The 20,369-nt window shown below is 68.7% G+C and carries 15 protein-coding genes and 1 pseudogene; 8 read left to right on the forward strand and 8 right to left on the reverse strand.

Going from position 1 to position 20,369, the window contains the following annotated elements; translation table 11 throughout:
• The 3 genes and pseudogenes from NB3_RS24805 to NB3_RS24815 form a co-directional block, all read right to left on the reverse strand.
• Positions 1–1,252 (reverse strand): annotated as a pseudogene (locus NB3_RS24805) (hypothetical protein); the annotation flags it as partial.
• A 71-nt stretch (positions 1,253–1,323) separates the two neighbouring features.
• Positions 1,324–1,815, reverse strand: a complete 492-nt coding sequence (locus tag NB3_RS24810; RefSeq protein ID WP_371855935.1) for a GtrA family protein — start codon at positions 1,813–1,815, stop codon at positions 1,324–1,326.
• Positions 1,812–3,983, reverse strand: a complete 2,172-nt coding sequence (locus NB3_RS24815) for a hypothetical protein (RefSeq protein WP_067808292.1) — start codon at positions 3,981–3,983, stop codon at positions 1,812–1,814. Before NB3_RS24815 ends, NB3_RS24810 begins: the two co-directional genes overlap by 4 nt.
• 269 nt (positions 3,984–4,252) lie before the next feature.
• On the opposite strand from NB3_RS24815, the gene NB3_RS24820 reads away from it, so the two are divergent.
• Positions 4,253–5,353, forward strand: coding sequence for a glycosyltransferase family 2 protein (locus NB3_RS24820; RefSeq protein ID WP_067808167.1), 1,101 nt, complete (start codon positions 4,253–4,255; stop codon positions 5,351–5,353).
• Positions 5,343–6,482 carry a dTDP-4-amino-4,6-dideoxygalactose transaminase gene (rffA, locus tag NB3_RS24825; RefSeq protein WP_067808168.1) on the forward strand — a complete coding sequence of 380 codons (1,140 nt, stop codon included), beginning with the start codon at positions 5,343–5,345 and terminating at the stop codon, positions 6,480–6,482. Before NB3_RS24820 ends, rffA begins: the two co-directional genes overlap by 11 nt.
• 27 nt (positions 6,483–6,509) lie before the next feature.
• On the opposite strand, the gene NB3_RS24830 is transcribed toward rffA, so the two are convergent.
• Both NB3_RS24830 and NB3_RS24835 read right to left on the reverse strand, forming a co-directional pair.
• On the reverse strand, positions 6,510–7,109 hold the full coding sequence (locus NB3_RS24830; protein ID WP_067808171.1) for a class I SAM-dependent methyltransferase: 600 nt from the start codon (positions 7,107–7,109) through the stop codon (positions 6,510–6,512).
• 56 nt (positions 7,110–7,165) lie between these two features.
• On the reverse strand, positions 7,166–10,117 hold the full coding sequence (locus tag NB3_RS24835) for an acyl-CoA synthetase (protein ID WP_067808173.1): 2,952 nt from the start codon (positions 10,115–10,117) through the stop codon (positions 7,166–7,168).
• Positions 10,118–10,889: 772 nt separating this feature from the next.
• Between NB3_RS24835 and NB3_RS24840 the strand changes: the two genes are divergently transcribed.
• From NB3_RS24840 to NB3_RS24860, 5 genes are all read left to right on the forward strand, one after another.
• Complete coding sequence (locus NB3_RS24840) at positions 10,890–12,296, forward strand: family 2B encapsulin nanocompartment shell protein (RefSeq protein WP_067808176.1); 1,407 nt, start codon at positions 10,890–10,892, stop codon at positions 12,294–12,296.
• A gap of 15 nt (positions 12,297–12,311) precedes the next feature.
• Positions 12,312–13,850 carry a family 2 encapsulin nanocompartment cargo protein terpene cyclase gene (locus NB3_RS24845; RefSeq protein ID WP_067808294.1) on the forward strand — a complete coding sequence of 513 codons (1,539 nt, stop codon included), beginning with the start codon at positions 12,312–12,314 and terminating at the stop codon, positions 13,848–13,850.
• Between the two features lie 55 nt (positions 13,851–13,905).
• On the forward strand, positions 13,906–14,778 hold the full coding sequence (locus NB3_RS24850; protein ID WP_067808178.1) for a geranyl diphosphate 2-C-methyltransferase: 873 nt from the start codon (positions 13,906–13,908) through the stop codon (positions 14,776–14,778).
• Positions 14,775–15,350 (forward strand): isopentenyl-diphosphate Delta-isomerase, encoded by a 576-nt coding sequence (idi, locus tag NB3_RS24855; RefSeq protein ID WP_067808180.1) that lies wholly within the window; start codon positions 14,775–14,777, stop codon positions 15,348–15,350. Before NB3_RS24850 ends, idi begins: the two co-directional genes overlap by 4 nt.
• Before the next feature lie 279 nt (positions 15,351–15,629).
• Positions 15,630–15,980, forward strand: coding sequence for a hypothetical protein (locus NB3_RS24860; RefSeq protein WP_067808183.1), 351 nt, complete (start codon positions 15,630–15,632; stop codon positions 15,978–15,980).
• Between the two features lie 7 nt (positions 15,981–15,987).
• Here NB3_RS24860 and NB3_RS24865 read toward each other — a convergent pair whose 3' ends face one another.
• The 3 genes from NB3_RS24865 to NB3_RS24875 form a co-directional block, all read right to left on the reverse strand.
• Positions 15,988–16,716 carry an aspartate/glutamate racemase family protein gene (locus tag NB3_RS24865; protein WP_067808298.1) on the reverse strand — a complete coding sequence of 243 codons (729 nt, stop codon included), beginning with the start codon at positions 16,714–16,716 and terminating at the stop codon, positions 15,988–15,990.
• Complete coding sequence (locus tag NB3_RS24870) at positions 16,716–18,197, reverse strand: NCS1 family nucleobase:cation symporter-1 (protein ID WP_067808297.1); 1,482 nt, start codon at positions 18,195–18,197, stop codon at positions 16,716–16,718. The genes NB3_RS24865 and NB3_RS24870 overlap by 1 nt, the downstream gene beginning before the upstream one ends.
• A gap of 86 nt (positions 18,198–18,283) precedes the next feature.
• Entirely contained in the window at positions 18,284–19,006 is a 723-nt protein-coding gene (locus NB3_RS24875) for a GntR family transcriptional regulator (RefSeq protein WP_067808185.1), read from the reverse strand.
• Positions 19,007–19,192: 186 nt separating this feature from the next.
• On the opposite strand from NB3_RS24875, the gene NB3_RS24880 reads away from it, so the two are divergent.
• Positions 19,193–20,362 carry a serine hydrolase domain-containing protein gene (locus tag NB3_RS24880; RefSeq protein ID WP_067808188.1) on the forward strand — a complete coding sequence of 390 codons (1,170 nt, stop codon included), beginning with the start codon at positions 19,193–19,195 and terminating at the stop codon, positions 20,360–20,362.
• The last annotated feature ends 7 nt before the right edge of the window (positions 20,363–20,369 follow it).

Raw genomic sequence — 20,369 nt, forward strand, 5'->3', positions numbered from 1 at the left:
GCACGTTCGCGGCCACGCCGAGCGCGGCGACGATGTGCGGGATCACCTCGTGCGGCGCGGCCGAGAACGTGCGCACCCACAGCAGACCGATCAGCACCGCGGCGGCGACGCCACGCCGCCGCCAGTCCTGGACGGTGGCGAAACGCCCGAGCAGCACGCACACCAGCACCAGCAGGCCGAGCGCGACCATCGGCAGCACCCGCGCGGGCCAGCGCAACGGTCCGACCGCGCCGGGACCCGCCGTCCACATCAGCGCAAGCACCGCGAACACCGCGGGCGCGACGAGCTCACGCGCCGCGCCGAGCGCCTTGCGCCAGTCGACGAAGGCCAGCGCCGGAACCAGGAACCAGGCGATGTAGACCACCGGCATCGGCTGGACGTACCCCCACCAGGAATTGAACGCGGGCAGCGTGCTGGGCAGGCTGGCGTTCAGCGACTCCGACCACGGCACGGTGAGGAACTGGTCGTTGTTGATCTGCGCGGTGCCGCGCCAGGTCACCTTCGCCGACAGCATGCTCGGCAGGTAGGTCGCCAGTCCGGCCAGCGCCGCGGCGGCGGCGACGATGAGCAGGCGCAGCGAAGGACGCCATGCCTTCTGATAGACGAGTTCGCCGATGGCGACGGCGCCCACCATCAGACCGGCCTCCACCGCGGGGAAGATGTATTGCACCGAGATGGCCAGATACAGGAAGACGAAAGCAGGGATCGGCCCGCTGCGCCCGCGGGCGTAGCGCACCCCGGACGCCCAGGCGTGGGCCAGCCACGCGGTGCCGGTGAACGCGGTCATCCAGCTGGACTCGTCGAAGAACAGCAGCCATCCGGTGAACGGAATGGCCGCGCCCGCCACCGCCGCCCATGGCGCCTTCGCCCCGTAGGCCAGGCAGATCCGGTACACGCCGAGGGCGAGGACGATCGCGAAGATCAGCTTCACCACGGTGGCGTACAGCGCGAGGTTGTCGACCGATGGCGCGATCAGATCGATCAGCAGCTGCGGCGGATTGAGCAGCCCGGCCTCTTCGATGGTGTAGTTGCCCGCCATCCAATGCTCGGGGATCATCGCGGGCAACCGTCCCTCGCGCAGGTACCGGCCGAGCATCACCCACAGCGGCGCGTACTGCGATTCGGTGTCGTCGGTGTAGAAATGCCGGACGTTGGCGAATAGCACCGCACCGTAACCCGCGATCACCCCGAGCGCCGTGATGACGCCCCATGTGCGGACTTCGCGCGAAGGAAGAGTGCTACGTTCGGCCACGAGTCACAGACCCTACCGTCACCGCGATGCGGCTCCGGCAAGCCAGTGCCGGGACGACGGCCCGGAACGGGTCATCCGGCCGCGTTGTCGGTCGGCGCCTGCGTGGTGCGGCGGAACGAGATGTAGCGATGGCCGAAGAAACTGGCGACCGCGACCAGGCCCATCACCACGACGGCCGAGGGAATCCGCGGCAGGCGCAGCACCGTGACCGCCAGCGACAGCAGCACGGTATTCATCAGCAGCCCCCCGGAATTCACCACGACGAAGGCGGCGAAATCGCGCAGCACCCGGCCGCGTACCCGGAATACGAGCGTCCGGTGCAGGACGAAAGCGACGACGATGCCGACGGCGTAGGCCAGCACGACCGCGACGGCGGGCGGCCAAGCGTCACCGAGCACCGCGAGCCACGCCACGGTCAGGCCGATGCCGAGCAGGGTGTTGCACGCCCCGACCAGCGCGAAAGCGACCTCCTGCCGCCGGACCACCCGCGTCAGGAGTCCCGCCGCGGGACCGTCGCCCACCGCGTCGGTACCCATGGCCGCCGGAGGGGTGTTCGTCTTCACGAAACGGCGTCCGCCAGTTCGCGATCCGGCTCGGTGGGCGCGGTGCCTGCGCTCTCCTGCGGCTCCTCACGACGCCGGGACCGGACATACAGCCATTGCAGGACGCCGATGCCGAGCACCCCCGCCACCGCCGCGGCGATGCCGATCTTCCAGCCCGGCGGACGCCAGGTCAGCACCAGCTCGGCGTTCTGAGTGCCGGCGGGAACATCGACGGCGATGAAGGACTTGGCGACCGTGGTGATCGGAAGCGACTTGCCGTTCAAGGTGACCCGATATCCCGGCCAGCCCAGCCGCGCGAACACGACCTTGCCGCCCTCGACCGAGGAGACGCGCACCCTGCTGGTGGTGTCGGTCTCGGAGATCGAGGTCGCGCTCACGTTCTTGGCCGCCGTCACGCGGCCGTTGGTGGTCGAGATCGGTCCGCCCACGCGTTCCAGCACGGCGATGTAGCGCTCGTGGCCGGGGTAGTCGACCCACTGCCAGCCCTCCGGCGCGGGCTGGGCCGCCGCGTCCGGGAACAGGGCACGCTGCAGCACCACGCGGTCGAGGTTCATCAGATCGACCAGCGGCCGTCCTGTGGTCGGCTCGGGCGCGAACATGCGCCGGTAGGCGTCCGGGCAGACGCTGCCGTCCCAGCGCATGCACAGCAGCTCACCGAAGTAGAAGTGGCCGCTGGGGGTGTAACCGTTGACGTAGTTCAGTTCCAGCCCGCGGGCGTAGTTGCCGAAGACGAGCGAGCCGTAGGCGGCCTCGATGCTCTTGTCCTGCGGTTGCAGCAGTCCGCGATCGCCCAGCTGGATGGTGTTGCCCGCGAAGTCGGGGAACGCGTCCTTCGCCACCGAACGCTTCACCGGCAGGTTCCACGACATCGGCGTGGGTTGCGCGGCGTCGACCTGGAAATAGGCGATCGGGAACATCGCGACGATGGTCACGGCGCACGCCGCCGCGGTGCCCTTGGTGCGCCCGAGCCACACCGCGGCCGCCACCAGCGCCGCCAGCGCCAGCGCCGCGATCACGTGCCAGATCGCGTCGTGCGGGTCGGCGCAGAACGAACGCACCCACAGCAGCAGGATCAGCACGCCCGCAGCGATGCCGCGATTCTTCGGATCGCGGAACGTCCCGTAACGCCCGAGCAGCACACACACCAGCACGAGCAGGCCGATGGCCAGCATCGGCAGCACGCGCGCCGGCCAGCGCAGCGGTCCGACGGAACCGGGGCCGGCGGTCCACATCAGCATCATGATCGCGAAGATCGCGATCGCGCTCAGCTCCCGCCACGCCTCCTTGGCCCGCCGCCAGTCGACGAACGCCAGAGCCGGGATCAGGAACCAGGCGATGTAGGTGACCGGCAGCGGCTGCACGTAACCCCACCACGAGGTGAAGGCGGGCAGCGAGCTGGGCAGGCTGGCGTTCAGCGACTCCGACCACGGCACCGTGAGGAACTGGTCGTTGTTGATCTGCGCGGTGCCGCGCCAGGTCACCTTCGCCGACAGCATCGAGGGCAGGAAGGTCAGCAGGCCCGCGAGCCCCGCGCAGCCCGCCGCGAGCGTCAGCCGCAGCACCGGCTGCCATTTGCGCTGGTACACCAGCTCGCCCACGGCCACAGCAAGCAGCATCAGCACCGCTTCGACCGCGGGGAAGATGTACTGCGTCGAGATGGTCAGATACAGGTAGACGAAGACCGGAACGGGGCCGCCCGCACCTCGCGTGTAGCGCACCGAGGCCGCCCAGGCGTGCACCATCCACGCGGTGCCGGTGAGCGCGGTCATCCAGCTGGCTTCGTCGAAGAACAGGAAGAAGCCCGACAGCGGCAGCGCGACGCCCGCGACCGCCGACCACGCGGGCCGCCCGCCGTAGACGAGACAGATCCGGTAGACGCCGAGCGCGGCGATGATCGAGAAGATCAGCTTCACGACGGTGGCGTACAGCGCGACGTTGTCCACCGAGGGCGCGATCAGATCGATCAGCAGCTGCGGCGGGTTGAACAGGCCCGCGTCGTCCATGGTGTTGTTGCCCGCCATCCAGTGCTCGGGCACCATGACCGGGAAATCGCCTGCGCGCAACGCGCGGCCCAAGCCGACCCACAGCGAGGTGTACTGGGACTCGGTGTCGTCGGTGAAGAAATGCCTGGCGTTGGCGAGCAGGACAGCGAGGTAACCCGCGACCACTCCGAGCGCGGTGATGACCCCCCACCGGTAGACATCTCGCCGCGAATAGGCCTCCGGCGGCGAGTCGAGCACTGCACTGTCCGTCACGAGTTCCAAACCCTACAGGGCGGGTCCCGGCTTGGCATCGGTCGCGGACGCCACCAAGATGAGGGCATGATCAGCTGCTCCGCTGGCCGCCGCGCCCACCGTGCTAGAGTCCACACCGGTTCGGGCTCCGCAGTTCTGCCACGAGTACCGGCACGCACCGTCATCGAAAGTCGATCCAGCTGATGCCGATCACCCCCGCCCGCACACTCCGTTCCGGCGCCCCGGCGACGAACGGCGACCCGGCACGGCCCGGCGTGGACCGGCCGCACACGGTGTCGGTGGTCGTGCCGGTGTACCGAGGTGAGGACACGATCGCCGGTCTGGTCGCCGAACTGCACGATCTGACCCGCACCACCGAGACCGCGGGCGGCACCGCGTTCACCGTCTCCGAGATCATCCTGGTGCACGACCACGGCCCGGACCGCTCCGACGTGGTGCTACAGGAACTGCAACGGACCTATCCCACCGTGCGCACCGTCTGGCTCAGCCGCAACTTCGGCCAGGACGCCGCGACGATCGCCGGGATGTCGGCCGCGAGCGGTGACTGGATCGTCACCATGGACGAGGACGGCCAGCACGATCCCCGCTTCATCAGCGCGTTCCTGGACACCGCGCTGGCGCAGCGCGCCGATCTGGTCTACTCCAAGCCGAGCAACACCAGGCCGCACGGGTTCCTGCGCAATCTGACCTCGCGCGGAGCCAAGCTGGTGCTCGCGACGTTGTTCGCGTTCCCGGATTCCACCCGGTTCGAAAGCTACCGGCTGATCCGCGGGGACATCGGCAGGCAACTGGCCGAGGTCGCGTCGAACGGCGTCTACCTCGACGTCGCGCTGACCTGGGTGGTCGGCGCCGTCGCGCAGGCGCCGGTGGTGCTGCGCGCCGAGGGCAGGGAGGAATCCGGCTACAACTACCGTCGGCTGTTCTCGCTGTTCTGGAAGATGGTGCTGTGCAGCGGAACCCGCGGGCTGCGGCTGGTCAGCCTGCTCGGCGTCACCTTGGCGCTGGCCGGCGGCGTGATGGCCGCCGTGGTCGTGTTCGAGGCGCTGACCACCGACGGCTGGGCGCCGGAAGGCTGGGCCTCCACCATCGTGGTGCTGCTGCTGTGCTCCGGCGCGATCCTGTTCTCACTCGGGCTGATCGCCGAGTACCTGGGCGTTGCTCTGCACGTCCTGGTGGGCAAGCCCCTCTATCTCACCGTCGAGACGCCGACGCCGCGTCCGACGGACACATCGGAACTGACCGCGACCACCGCCAGCAGGGGGACCGACCGGGTTGAGCACTGACCGCGTCATCTTCAGCCGTCCGTACCGGGCGCGCCGGGAACTAGCGAATCTGGAGGCCGTGCTCGCCTCCGACCACAGCCACGGTGACGGGCAGTTCACCGCGTCGGCCACCGCGAAGCTGAAGGCGATCACGGGCGCGCCGCACGCACTGCTCACCACCTCCTGCACGTCCGCGCTGGAGATGGCGGGCCTGCTGCTGGAGCTGGGCCCCGACGACGAAGTGATCGTGCCGAGCTTCGCCTTCACCTCCACCGCCACCTCGATGGCGCTGCGCGGCGCCACCTGCGTGTTCGCCGACATCGATCCGGCCACCGGCAACCTGGATCCGGAGTCGGTCGCGGCCGTGGTCACCGAGCGGACGAAGGCCGTTGTGGTCATCCACTACGGTGGCGTCGCCGCCGACATGGCCGGTCTGCTCGACCTGGCGAACACCCACGGCTTCGCCGTCGTCGAGGACAACGCGCACGGGCTCGGCGGCGCCTGGCGCGGCCGCAAGCTCGGCACCATCGGCACGATGGGCACGCTCAGCTTCCACGACACCAAGAACGTGCACTGCGGCGAGGGCGGCGCGCTGCTGCTCACCGACGAGATCCTGATGGCGCGCGCCGAGATCATCCGGGAGAAGGGCACCGACCGGGCCCGGTTCCTGCGCGGCGCGGTGGACAAGTACTCCTGGCAGGACATCGGCTCCAGCTACCTGCCCAGCGAGCTGAACGCGGCCGTGCTCGACGCGCAACTGGACGAGTTCGACACCATCCAGGCCGGACGCCACCGGGTGTGGGACGCCTACGCCGCCGCCCTGCCCGATTGGGCCCGGCGCAACGACGTGCGCCTCATGTCCGTGCCCGCCGATCGCGAGCACACCGCGCACCTGTACTACCTGCGGACCCCGACCGAGCGCCGCCGCGACGACCTGATCGCCCACCTCGCCGCGCAGGGGATCTCCGCCCCGTTCCACTACATCCCGCTGGACTCCAGCCCGGCCGGGTTCAAGCTCGGCCGCACGCCGCGCGCGTGCGCCCGCAGCGCGGAGTTCTCCGCGACCGTGGTTCGCCTGCCGCTCTGGCCGGATCTCACCGACGCGCAAGTGGCTCGTGTCGTGGACGCGGTCACCGCGTTCACCGTGTGAACCGGCCCGCGACGCCGGAGCCCGGCCTCACGGGGTGAGCACGTAGAGCTTCTCCCGCCCGCCCGCGATCAGGGATTCCCGGGCCACACGGGGCCGGTACGCCGTGAAGAACTCGTCGAGGGTCCGCTCGGTGAAGCGGTGCGCCTGCTCGCCGTCGCCCGCGTCGGTGAACCGTTTGCCGATCGTGGCGAGGACCGGATTGCCGCTGGTCGCCAGGTTGCGGACCGGTTCGGCGACGATCACCCGCTCGGTGGCCGCGGCGAGCATCCGGTCCAGCAGCGGGCGCGGCTCGGGCAGGAAGTGGTAGAGGCTGGCCTGCATGATGACGTAGTCGGCGGCGGGCAGCGCGGCACCGGATCGCAGGTTCCACACCTTGCCCCGTCCGCCCGCTTCGTTCACGCGCGCCACGAAGCGCTCGTTGAGATCGAGGCCGGTGTAGTCGACCGACTTGTGGCGCAGGTAGCGGGTGTAGAGCGTCGCGGGTCCGCAGCACAGATCGACCACACTCGCCCCTTCCGGGACGAGTTCGGCGATAGCGCGATACCGAGCCGTGTAGTGCTTGCCGTACAACCCGCGCATCAGGACCTCGTAGACGGTCCCGTTGCGGTAAATGAGGCTCGTTCCCACAGGCACTCACTATGCCATCGGTCGGTGAATCCGGCTCTTCGGCAACATGTGTCGGGTCAGCCGCCCAGCAGCGTGCGCGCCTGGTCCTCGGTGAGGATCTCGTAGGCGTCGGAGGCCCGGTTGTACCACCAGGTGTCCGGTCCCGGCTCCGGCCGCCCCGCCGCCTGCACCGCGCGAGCGGACGGACGGTACGACGGGCTGCGCGGGATGTCGTCCACCACGTACACCAGGTCGGGCCGCTGATCCGGTTCCAGTGCCCGCAACGCCTCGGTGACGTCCTTGGGGTCGAGGCGGAAACCGTCGCGCACGCTCACCGCGGCCACCGCGATGCAGTGGTCGTCGACGTTGAGCCCGAAGGTGACTTCCATGTCCACCGCGGTGATGTCGTTGAGCACGTCGACGATCGGCTGACCGTAGACCGGTCCGCGGCGCGTGTGGATCACCGTGTCCGTGCGGTCCATCAGCCAGTAGTCGCCGTCGCCGTCGCGGCGGAACAGGTTCTCCGTCGGCATCCAGGAGTCGCCCGCCGTGAAGACCCCGCGCAGACCGCCGTCGGAGATGTCGACGCCGTCGGACGCCCTGCCGATCAGCAGGCCCACCTCGTTGTCCGCGCAGCGGCGGGCGAAGCCGGATCCGTCGACCAGGATGCGCTGGGTGAGCGGGTCGTAGGCGACCAGTTCCACCTTCGCGGTGCCGGGAACCGGCCTGCCCTTGCAGCCACGTTTCGCCCCGGCCACGTTGGCCAGCACCACATCGCCCTCGATCGAGGCGTAGAACTCGAGCACGCGGGCGGGTTCGAATTGCTCCACGGTGCGCCGCCACAGCCCGGCGGGCATCCCGGAGCCGATGAACAAGCGGATCGGGTGGCTGTGGCCGTTCGGGAACACCTCCGCGTCGAGGATGTCGCGCAGCATGGTCCAGGTGTAGGTGACCACGGTGACGCCGTAGCGGTGCACCTCCCCGGCGAAGCGCTCCGGGTCGAGCGAGCGAGCCAGCGCGACCCGGCTTCCGCCCGCGACCGCTCCGCCGAGACTGACCAGCAGCCCGGACGAATGGTGCAGCGGCGCGAGGCAGTACACGGTGTCCCTGCGATTGAGATCGGCCGTGGTCGCGGTGCCGAACGCCGACAGCGCCCAGCGGTGATTGGTGATGTACTTCGTCTCCAGCCGCTCACCGGTGCCGGTGACCAGCACGAACGCCAGCTCCCGCGCCAGACCGGGGTCGGGCCGGTACCAGGCGGGCACCTGCACCCGCGCCGGGTCGATCTGCTCCAGGTCGATCAGGCGGTCGGACGTCGGCAGCGCCAGCTCGCGCGAGTTGCCGCCGCCGAGCACCAGCACCCTGGCGCCGGTCGCGGCGGCCTGGCGCAGGTTCTCCGGGTCGGAGATCAGGGTCTCCACGCCGGTGAGCTCGATCGCGCGGCGCAGTTCGCTGTTGGGGGCCAGCAGCACCGCCACCGCACCCAGCCGGGACAGCGCCGCGACCGAGGCCAACGCGCTCGGCCTGGTCTCCATCACCACGCCGACCCGCATGGCCGGGCGCACGCCCACCGAGATGAGGCCGCGCACCACGTTGTCGATGCGCTCGTTGACCGCCGCGTTGGTGTGCACGCGGTCGTCGAACAGGAACAGATCGCGCTGCGGCGCGCGCCGCTTCTGCTCGGCCAGCAACCGGCCGAGCGAGATCCGGGTGTGCGGCTGGATCATGCCGAGACGGGTGAGCCTCGGCAGCGCCCGCGCCGCCTCGCCCGCCAGTTCGATCGATCCACGCACCGTGTTGTTCGCGATGCCCTCGAGGGCCTTGCCGACGCCGGTGCCCGCCTCGGCCAGCGTCGCGGCGGTGTGCACCACCCGGGTGGCCGCCGAGCGGGGACGATTGCTCGCCACGTGCTCGGTCATCGGCACGATCTCCGGCGGCAGTGGCTTCTCGCCGTTCATCCATTCCACCCACTGCCGCACCATCGGCCATGTGTGTTTGCTGGCCGTGCTCCCCGCCACCAGTCCGAAGTGGCCCGCGACCAGCGTCGCCTCGTAGACCTCCGCGTTCGGCGCGGCCCGCACGATGCCGCGCACCGCGGCAGGTTGTCCGATGTCGTCGACCTCGCCGACGAACGCCAGGATCGGGCATTTCAGTTCGGCCAGCGAGATCGGGTGGTCGCGGATGACGAACCCGCCGAGCATCAGCCGGTTGTGCGCGACGAACTGCTTGAGCAGGTCCGCCGCGGCAGGCCCCGCGTAACCGACCCAGCCTTCGCTGTTGAGGAAGCGGCGCTGACGCTCCTTCGGCAGCAACGCCTCGCGGTCGTGCAGCTGGCGCAGGAAATCGATTCTCGACTTGGCCGTCTTCACCGGATCGAGCAACTGGAAGCCGATGCGCACCATGGAGTCGGTGATCGGCAGCCGGGTGACCACGTGATCGGCCAGGAAGTCGGCGACGTCGGAGACCATGCCGTAGGGCAGCCCGAACGGCATGCCCGCGACGATGTCGACCGGGCTGCCGAAGGTCACGATGCTGTCCACGCCCTTGCCGTACCGGTAGGCGGCGGTCTGGTAGGCGAACATGCCGCCCTGGGAGTAGCCCATCAGGTGCACGCCGCTGCCGGTGGCCTCGTTGACGGTGTCGATCGCGCTGTTGACCGCAAGCACGTGGTCGGCGAGGTCGCGCTGCCAGCCGCCCTCCTCGCTGGCGGGCGAGCCGAAGTCCACCACCCAGCAGTCGATGCCGCCGCGGTGCAGGATCCCGACGGCGCCTTCCTCGGCGTTCACATCCCAGATGTCGGCGTTCACCATGAGCGGAGGCACCAGCACGGCCACCGGGCGGCCCGGGGTCGCCTCGTCGGGGAAGTAATGCCGCAGCCGGTACATGCGTCTGCGTTCCACGACCTCGAAGGGCGAGGACGCCACGTCGGGGGTCAGCCCGCCGAAGCGGATGACCTCCAAGCCGTTCTGCGCGGTCGCCATCAATCGCTGTACCGAGCCCACCACAACCTTCGCATTCAACTTCACCATCGCTCCTGGCCCTACCCTAGAACGTGACCGGCATCACATACCGCGACGTGTTCAGACGAGCTTCCCACACCACCTGTCCATTATGTGTCCGCTGTGACACGTCCCATGCCAGGTTGCCGCGGTCGGCTCTCCGGCGGGCACATATCGGCTCGGAAACATTCCACGGCGGCGGACGCAGGCGCCTGGACAGCGCAGCGCCATCGGTGCGCCCGGCCACCCGTCACCGATTGCCACGACGCACCGGGGAGTCCGGCGCCCCTCGGCCGAAGGACCGCCGGGCCCGGCGGTGCGCACGCGCCCGCCGGGGTCAGTCTTCCACTCCGGCAGCACAGGGTACGAACCCCGCCCGGAAACGCCGGATGCGCGGCAGCCCTGCCGCGTCTCCTCCGGTCGGTCCACCTCCGGGCCGGCTCCGGGCATGACACGCCGCCACTCAGTTGGCTAATTCTCCGCTACCAGAGCGCAATTCGGGCCGGCCGGCCCTGGTGCGCCACCCGCTGTTACCCGAATCGACCGCGTGTCGTGACCATCCGGCGGGCGGCGAGGCGATCTTCGAAATTTTTCTGCGCGCAGCGGCTTTCGGCGTCTACCATCGAACTCGTCTGGAACGCCGTGGCGCGTAGACGATTTCGTTCGATGAGCTTCCCCGCGGGCATGCCCGCTGCTGTTTGATGTGAACACCCGGCGACTCTGAACTATCGACGATCCTGAATTCCCCTGCCGCAAAACCCGTCACCACGTCTCGGTGGCCGTCTCGAGGTGAGGACAACGCATGACCATTGAAATGCCGGTCCAAACGGAAAACAACGTGCGTAGGAGCCTGAGCACCAGCACGGCGGGCCTGCTCGCGCACACCACCAAATCCGAACCGCAGATGCAGGGCATCAGTTCGCGGTGGCTCACTCGCGCGCTGCCGTGGACGCAGGTCAACGGCGGTGTGTACCGAGTGAACCGCCGCCTGACCCACACCGTGGGCAACGGCGAAGTGGAATTCGTCGTCGACGGCTCCACCGCACGCGTCATTCCCCTGGAATTGCAGGAACTTCCGGCGCTGCGCGGCTTCGACGACGAGGAGGTGCTGCGCGCCCTCGCGGACCGTTTCGAACAGCGCGATCTCGAACCCGGCGTCGTGGTAGCGGAATTCGGCAACCCGATGGATCAGATTCTGCTGATCGTGCACGGCAAATTGAGCAAGATCGGTTCGGGTGAGTACGGCGAGCAGACGAAGCTCGGTATCCTCGGCGGCGGCGACTTCTTCGGCGACACGTTACTGACCGAGCCGTCGGCGATCTGGCCGGTCACCATCAAGACGGTCACGCGGACGACCGTGCTGGCCCTTCCCCGCCGAACGCTGACGGAATTCATCGACCGCACTCCCGCATTGCGTGAGCAACTTTCGCGTGTGGCTTCCGCGCCCACTCGTCCGCAGAACAACAAAGGCGAGGCGGATATCACGATCGCTTCGGGCCACGCGGGAGAGCCGCTGCTGGAGGGCACGTTCGTCGACTACGACGCCGCGCCACGCCAATACGAACTCAGCCTGGCGCAGAGCGTGCTGCGGGTGCACACCCGGGTCGCCGACCTGTTCAACGACCCGATGAATCAGGTCGAGCAGCAGCTGCGCTTGACCATCGAAGCGCTGTACGAGCGCCGCGAATACGACCTGGTCAACAATCCCGACTTCGGTCTGCTGCACAACTGCGATCTCAAACAGCGCATCTACTCCGAGTCCGGCGCGCCCACCCCGGACGACTTCGACGAGCTGCTCAGCATGCGCCGCAGCACGAAGTTCTTTCTGGCGCATCCGAAGGCGATCGCCGCGTTCGGACGCGAATGCACCAAGCGCGGGCTCTATCCGGATCCGGTCGAAATGGACGGACATCGTGTTCCGGCGTGGCGTGGGGTTCCGATCCTCCCGTGCGGCAAGATCCCGATCAGCGACACCCAGACCACCTCGATTCTGGCCATGCGCACCGGGGAGAAGGACCAGGGCGTGATCGGCCTGCACCAGACCGGGATCCCGGACGAATACGAGCCGAGCCTCAACGTGCGTTTCAAGGGCATCGACGACCAGTCGATCATCTCCTACCTGATCAGCTGCTACTACTCGGCGGCCGTGCTGGTGCCCGATGCCCTGGGCGTGCTGGACAACGTCTCGGTCGCCCGGCAAGCCGACTGACCGGGGGTGATGGGCATGTCGGTGCTCTCCCGCGCCGCGGCGGTACAGGCCTCCGATGAGGTGGCCGCCACCGTCGTCGCGCTTCTCACCAACACCCGGACGGCCGCTCCGGCCGAACTGTTGTCGACGAAAACAGTTGACCTGAAAGATGTTTCACCCATAGTGGATCGGACGGCTGCCGCACCGCGCGCGCTGCTCGGTCCGTCCGGCTTGGGCGCCGCCGCGCTGTCGCTTCCCCGGTCCGGCGTGGGCCCGGCTACGACGCCCGCCGCGGTGGCGACCTCCCCCACCGCTGTCCGCACCAGCACGCCGGGGACCGCCCCCGCAGTCCCGGCCACCGCACCGGGGTTGCCCCCGGTCACAGGACGAACGAGGTCGCCTGAGGCGCCCCGCATTCCCAGCGGACCCACCGGGCTCGGCACGGCATCGACGTTGCTCGGAATACGCGGTCTCGCGGCGCCACCGCGCACGACGCACTCGAGAATCGGTTCGGACGCCGCCGGTGCCGCGCGCATACCCCGCGGGCCCACCGGATCCGACACCGCCACGGCCGACCGCGACGGGCCGGATCCGATCCCGCCGCTGTATTGCCCGCCGCCGTTGCGTGACGATCCGGCGCTCGCCGCGGCCGTCAACACCGGCATCGTCGACTGGGCCAGGGACATCGGGTTGTACGAGGGCCGGCTGAACGAATTGCGCGACGCCGACTTCGGCCGGTTGATCATGCTCGCCCACCCGGACTGCGACAATGCCGACCTGCTGCTGGCGGCGGCGAAGTGCGCGGTCTCGGAATGGTCGGTAGACGATTACTACTGCGAGGAGGATGCCGACGACCGGGCACCGGACGGCACCCCCTCCAGCGCCGAGGCGGAGTTGGGTCCCCGGCTCGAATTGGCGGCCGCCGCCATGGATCCGGTGCACCTTCCCGCGCGTTACGTCGCCCAGCTCGAGTCGGCCTTGGAAGCCGATCCGATCCTGCGCGCGTTTCGCACCTCGTTCGAGCACCTGGCCCGCTACGCGCGCCCGGCGCAACTGGCCCGGCTGCGCACCGAGATCGCGGGCTGGTTCATCGCGCTGGGAGCGGAGGCGGGCTGGCGCGCGGCGGGCCGGATGCCGCCGGTGTGGGAGTACCTCACCAATCGGCAACCGCACAGCTTCCTGCCGTGCATGGCGCCGACCGATGTGGTGGGCGGCTACGAGCTGGGGGCCGCCGAGTACACCGACCCCGCGGTGCGCCGCGTGGTCACCACCGCGGCGCTCGCCAGCCAGATGGTGAACGACCTGTACTCGATGGCGCGTGAGGACCTGTCCAACGGCAGGGAGTTCAATCTGCCGACCGTCCTCGCCGCCGAGGAACGCTGCTCGCGCCGCGAGGCCGTGCTGCGCACCGCCGAGGTGCACGACGAACTCGTGCACCGGTTCGAACGGGAAGCGGCTCCCCTGGCCGCTGTTGGCTCGCCGGAACTACGCCGCTTCCTCGCGGGCCTGTGGGCCTGGATGGGAGGCAACCGCGCCTGGCACGCCGACAGCAAACGGTATCGCGACCCGCACTGAAGCCACCCGTAAGAGAGCACCGAAGCAGTACCGCACCGAGAGAGGATGATCACGCATGACCATGCTCAACCCGGAGACCGGGACCGTTCTGCGTACCAGCTACCAGAAATCCGTCGCCGCGTACTGGAACAACAACCCGAACGACGACCGGGTCAACACCAAACTCGGTGAGGTCGACGGGCTCTACCACCACCACTACGGCATCGGCGAGCCGGATCTGTCCGTGCTGAGCGGGCCGGAGGACACCCGCGAGGAACGCATCGTCGCCGAATTGCACCGGCTGGAGACCGCGCAGGCGGACTTCCTGCTCGACCACCTCGGCGACGTCCGTCCCGGCGATCGGCTGATGGACGGCGGCTCCGGCCGCGGCGGCACCAGCTTCATGGCCAATCAGCGCTTCGGCTGCCAGGTCGACGGCGTCACCATTTCCGAATACCAGGTCGGCTTCGCCAATGACCAGGCCGTCCACCGCGGGGTCGCGGACAAGGTGCGGTTCCACTTCCGCAACATGCTCGACACCGGCTTCGAGAGCGGTTCCATGCGCGGCATCTGGACCAACGAGACCACGATGTACGTGGACCTGTTCGATTTGTTCGGCGAGTTCTCCCGCCTGCTCGAGCCGGGCGGACGCTACGTGTGCATCACCGGCTGCTCCAACGACGTGACCGGCGGCCGCTCGTCCTCGGTCAGCTGGATCGACGCGCACTACGGCTGCATGATCCATCCGCGCGGCGAGTACTTCCGCGCCATGGCCGAGAACAACCTGGTGCCGATCGCCGTGACCGAACTCACCGCGGCGACCATCCCGTACTGGGAGCTGCGCACGAAATCCGAGCTCGCCACGGGGGTCGAGAAGCCGTTCCTGACCGCGTACCGGGAGGGGAGCTTCCACTACCTGCTCATCGCCGCCGATAAGGTGGGCAGGTGACCGACACCCTCGCCCAGCCACACACCGACCGCGAGGCCCTGCCCGTCGAGCTCGTCGACGACGCGGGCCGCGCGGTCGGCGCGTGCACGGTCGCGGAGGCACACCTGGCCCCGGGACGACTGCACCGCGCGTTCTCCGTCTTGCTGTTCGATTCGGCAGGCCGGGTGCTCTTGCAGCAGCGTGCGGCGGTCAAGACGAGGTTTCCGTCGCTGTGGGCCAACACCACCTGCGGCCACCCCGCCCCCGGCGAACCGGTCGCGACCGCGGCGGGGCTGCGGCTGGCCGAGGAGATGGGCCTGACGATCGCGCTGACCGAGGCCGGGATCTACCGCTACCACGCGGCGGACCTGCGCACCGGTCGCGTCGAGTCCGAATGGGATCACGTGCTGATCGGGCAGCTCGACATCGGCGCGCCTCGGCCGGATCCGGCCGAGGTCGCCGACTTCGCCTGGATTCAACCGGACGCGCTGCGCGACGCGCTGGCCGACAATCCCGAGGCCTACACCCCATGGCTGGCCGGAGTGCTCGACGTCGCGGAACGCGCGCGCGTAACGGGCACCTCGGCGGACTGATCCGGTTCTCCTGGACCGAGGCAGCCGAACGCATCCCGTCGACTGTGCGACGACGCGGCTGCCTCGATCCAGGTCGCGATGTCGTGGCCTTCCCGGCCGTGTTGGAGTTCGACCTTCGTGACCGGTCGTCGCGATAGGGTCGATCGCATCGATAGATGCGCATATCCCTGTAACAACATGGACCGAAACTGAGAGAACTCATAGGAACGGCACAGGCTTCGACCAGGACCGTTCGGCATGGTTGAAGAGGTACGAGTTCGCGGTGAAGTGAGGTGCGTGATGGTCGAATTCGAGGTCACCGGAACGAGGGTGACGGTGCACGTGCTCGGTGCGCATCAACTGCTGGCGCTGCGCGACCACCTGACCTTCGATTTGTCCGACATCACCGCGCTCGGTCTCGCCGGGGTCGACCGCCGCCCGCCGTGGGTGCGCGCGCCCGGCACGTTCTTCCCCGGCGTGATCGCGGCGGGAACGTTCCGCGGCAAGGGCCGTAAGGAATTCTGGGACACCCGATTCGACGGACACGCCATTCGTATCGACTTGGCCGGCGCCGATGTCACACGGCTCGTGGTCGACGTGGCGGATCCCGACACCGAGTTGCGCAAGCTCGTCACCGCCGTGGCCGCCTGACCTCCGTTCACGCGCCGAAGGACCGCAGCGCGCCGGTGTACGGCTTGGGCGGCGGTGCGGCGAATTCGCCCCGACCCGACTTCCGTAGACCCAGCGTGAGCAGCGATTGGACGGTCAACGTCGCCGCCGCCACACCGTCCACCACCGGCACGCCGACCTCGGCGCGCACCTGGGCACACAGATCGGCCATCCCCGCGCAGCCCAGCACGATCACGTCGGACCCGTCCGCCTCGACCGCTTCCCGGCACGCTTCGATGACGATCTTGCGTGCGTCCGGATCGGTGTCGAGAGCGAGTACCGGGATCTCGCAGGCGTGGATGCCGCGGCAGAAGCGCCGCATCCCGTAGCGCTCCGCCAGATCGGCCGCGCGGCCGACGGTCCGGCCCAGCGTGGTGACCACGCTGAACCCGCGACCGACGTGGGCGGCGGTATGCATGGCGGCCTCGGCGATCCCGATCACCGGCCCCCCGGCCAGTTCGCGCGCGGCGTCCAGGCCGGGGTCGCCGAAGCAGGCCAGCACGTAGCCGTCGACCCCATCGGCCTCGCCGCGCCGGATCGCGGCGAGCAGGCCGGGGACGCTCAGCGCTTCGTCGTAGTGGCTCTCGATCGAAGCCGGTCCCATCTCCGAGGTCACCGCGTCGAGCAGGGTGCCAGGACCCGCGACGGCCCTGGCACACTGCTCGATCGTGTCGGTCATCGCCCGGGTGGTGTTCGGATTGACCACACGGATGTGCATCAGGCCGCGCTCTCCCACACCGCCAGGCGGGTGGCCAGCGGGTAGTACGCCGCGAAGCCGAGACCGCAGCCGATGAACCAGCTGTACTGCGCCGCGGTGTACATCCCGGTGACGTCCTTCGCCAGCACCGGCACGACGGCGACCAGCGCACCGATCACTGTCGCGATCACCGCCGCCGGGTTGTATCCCCCGCGATACCAATAGCGACCGCCGCTGGACATGGTGAACAGATCGTCCACCACCACGCGCTGCTTGCGCACCAGGTAGTAGTCGGCGATGAGCACGCCGAACAGCGGGCCGATGAAGGCGCCGAGCACCTCCAGCGTGTAGTGGATGACCTCCGGGTTGTTGTAGAGGTTCCACGGCGTGATCAGCACCGAGCCCACCGCGGCGATCATGCCGCCCGCGCGCCAGCTGATGCGCTGCGGACTCACGTGCGAGAAGTCGAAGGCGGGCGAAATGAAGTTCGCGACGATGTTGATGCCGATGGTGGCGACGGTGAAGGTGAGCGCGCCGAGCACGATCGCGAAGGTGCTGTCGATGCGCGCCACCGTGGCGACCGGGTCGGTGATCAGCTCACCGTAGACCGGCACCGTCAGCGAGGCGGTGATCACCACCAGCAACGAGAACAACAGGAAGTTCAGCGGGAGACCGAGCAGGTTGCCCCGGCGCACCGCGGCGAAGGACTTGCCGTACCGGGAGAAGTCGCCGAAGTTCAGCATCGGCCCGGAGAAGTAGGACACCACGAGTGCGATGGCGCCGAGCATCACCGGCACCGAGTCCCATCCGGTGTATCGCACGGCGCTGAGGTTCAGATCTATGGCGTCCCAGCCGGCTTTCGCGATCAGGTAACCGCACAGCACGAACATCACCACGTACACCGCGGGTCCGCAGAAGTCGATGAATCGGCGGATGGATTCCATTCCCCGCCAGAAGACGCAGGCTTGCACCACCCACAGCGTCAGGTAGCTACCCCAGCCGAGCAGCGACAGGCCGAGGAATCCGTAATCGCTCGCCACCGCGTAGGGCGCGAGCGACGGGAACAACTTCACCAGTACGACATCCAGTGCCGCCGAGGCGAGGAACGTCTGAATGCCGTACCAGGCCACCGCGATCAGCCCGCGGATGATCGCCGGGATGTTGGCCCCCAGCACGCCGAACGCGCTGCGGCAGATGACCGGGTACGGCACGCCGGTCACCTGACTGGGCTTGGCGACCAGATTGCAGAAGAAATACACCAGGGTGATGCCGATCAGCAGGGCTACCAGCACCTGCCAGCCGGCCAGACCGAGCGCGAACAGGCTGCCCGCGGTGACATAGCCGCCGACGCTGTGCACGTCGGACATCCAGAACGCGAAGATGTTGTAGGAGCCCCAATTCTGCTTGCGCAGCGGCGCGAGGTCGTCGTTGGTGAGCCGCGGGTCGTAATCGACGGCAGCGGTGGTCGGCACGGGTGCGGGTGCGGCGATGGTTTCGGTCATGGTGTTTCCCATCCGAAGGGCGAAACTGTGATCGAGACGACGGTAGGAATCGGCTATTGCCCGTCCATTGCGCGGTTATTGCCCGGCTATTGCGCGGCAGATATATCTTCCGGCGCGAGCAGCCCGGTATCCGTCGGCAAGGTCGCGATCACCGATTCCAGCCTGCGATGGTGCTGTTCGGCGACGAGCAGCAGGCGCTCGACGTCCCTGGCCAGGAACGCGTCCAACATCAACGCGTGATCGGTGTGCAGCCGCACCCGGTCGGCCCGGCCGATGTGCACCATCGACTGCACGGGCTCGGTGACGTTCCATGCCGATTCGAGCATGTGCAGCAGCCGGAACATGCGCGACGGGCGGGTCAGCGCCACGTGGAAGGTGCGCGACCTGCGATGGTAGGCGGCGGGGTCGTCCTCGCGAATCGCCTCCTCCAGGCTCGCGTTCACCTCCAGCAGCTCCGCGCGGTCGGCGGCGGAGTGGTTCATGGCGGCCGCGGCGAGCGACGCCGTCTCCAGGGTCTCCCGCACGATGTACATCTCGCGCAATTCGGCGGCGGTCAGTTGCGCCACCGTGTATCCGGCGTGCGGCTCGTGCGTGACCAGCCCTTCCCCGATCAGCGTCTTGAGCGCCTCGCGCACCGGAATGTGACTCACCCCGAACAGTTCCGCCACCTCGCGCAGCGGGATGACGGTGCGGGGCGGCACCGCTCCGTCGAGGATCACCCGGCGTAATTCGCCGAGGATGATCTGTGGGCGGCCGGGTGAGTCGACGACCAACCTCGCGAGCAGCGCCGAACGTCGTCTCGGGGGCATGACAACACGCTAGGAGAAGCGTGTTGCGTTTCCGGTCAACCGTGTGACGGTCAGGAAACGTCTTCTCACAGAACCGACCGGTCGCGTGGTGGGAGCAGTTCCGGCCACCGGTCTAGAGGAAGACCGGACCTAGCATGGGATTGTTCGCGACGCCGTAGGCGCTGAGAGACAGACACGGGGGTTCCGATGACAGTTTCGGCACAACAGTTCGTAGATCGCCGCTTCGTGCGCTTGGTGGCGGAGTTCGACCGGTTGTTCCGGCGTCCGTCCGACGGCGGCGGCGCGCTGGCGGTCTACTTGCACGGCGAGCCGGTGGTCGACGTCTGGGCCGGATACGCGCATCCCGACGTCCCGTGGGCGCACGACACCGTCGCGATGGCGTTCTCGACCGGCAAGGGGATCGCCAGCACGCTGGTGCATCGCTTGGCGGAGCGCGGCCTGATCGACTACGACGAGCCGCTGGCGACCTACTGGCCGGAATTCGCGGCGGCGGGCAAGGAACACATCAGCGTGCGCGCCATGATGACCCACCGAGCCGGGTTGCATCGTTTACGCGGGCTACTGCCGGGGCCGGTCGAGCGATTCTTCGACGACGCCGCGGTCACCGCGGCGCTCGCGGCGGCCGCGCCCGACCCGCGGCACAAGGTGACCAGCGGCTACCACGGCATCACCTACGGACACCTCGCCGCGGAGCTGGTGCGCCGGGTGACCGGAGCGGAATTCACCGATGTGCTGCGCGCCGAGATCGCGGGACCGCTCGCGGCCGACGAACTCTGGTTCCGCGTCCCGGAATCCGAACGCGGGCGTATCGCCACGAATTTTCCGCGCCTGACGGTCGCGGGCATGAGCTGGGAACGGAGCTCGCGACTGCTCGCCCGTACGCGTTTCGCGGCCGCCGCCGACACCACCCCGGTGGGGTTCGCGGAGCTGGTGGCCGATCCGCGCCTGCACGACTCGGTGATGCCCGGCCTCAACGGCGTCTTCTCCGCCCGCGCGCTGGCCCGCGTGTACGGCGCGCTCGCCAACGGCGGACAGCTGGACGGTTACCAGCTGCTGCGCCAGGACACCATCGAGCAGATCACCCGGCGGCAGGTCTTCACTCCCGACTATGTGCTGGCCTTCCGCATCCCATGGGCGCTCGGTTACCACGGCGTGCCGATGAAGCCGTCGAAAGCCGAACCGGTCTCCGCCTTCGGCCATTTCGGCCTCGGCGGCTCCGGTGGTTTCGCCGACCCCGCGACAAGGATGTCGCTCGGCTTCGTGACCAATCGCCTCGGCAGCCGGATCACCCCGCTGGGCGACGCGCGACTGTCGCGATTGGGCGCGTTGGCCCACAACCTCGCCAGAGCCGCCTGAACTCGGC

It is taken from the genome of Nocardia beijingensis NBRC 16342, assembly GCF_001612785.1.
GTDB classification, from domain to species: Bacteria; Actinomycetota; Actinomycetes; order Mycobacteriales; family Mycobacteriaceae; genus Nocardia; species Nocardia beijingensis.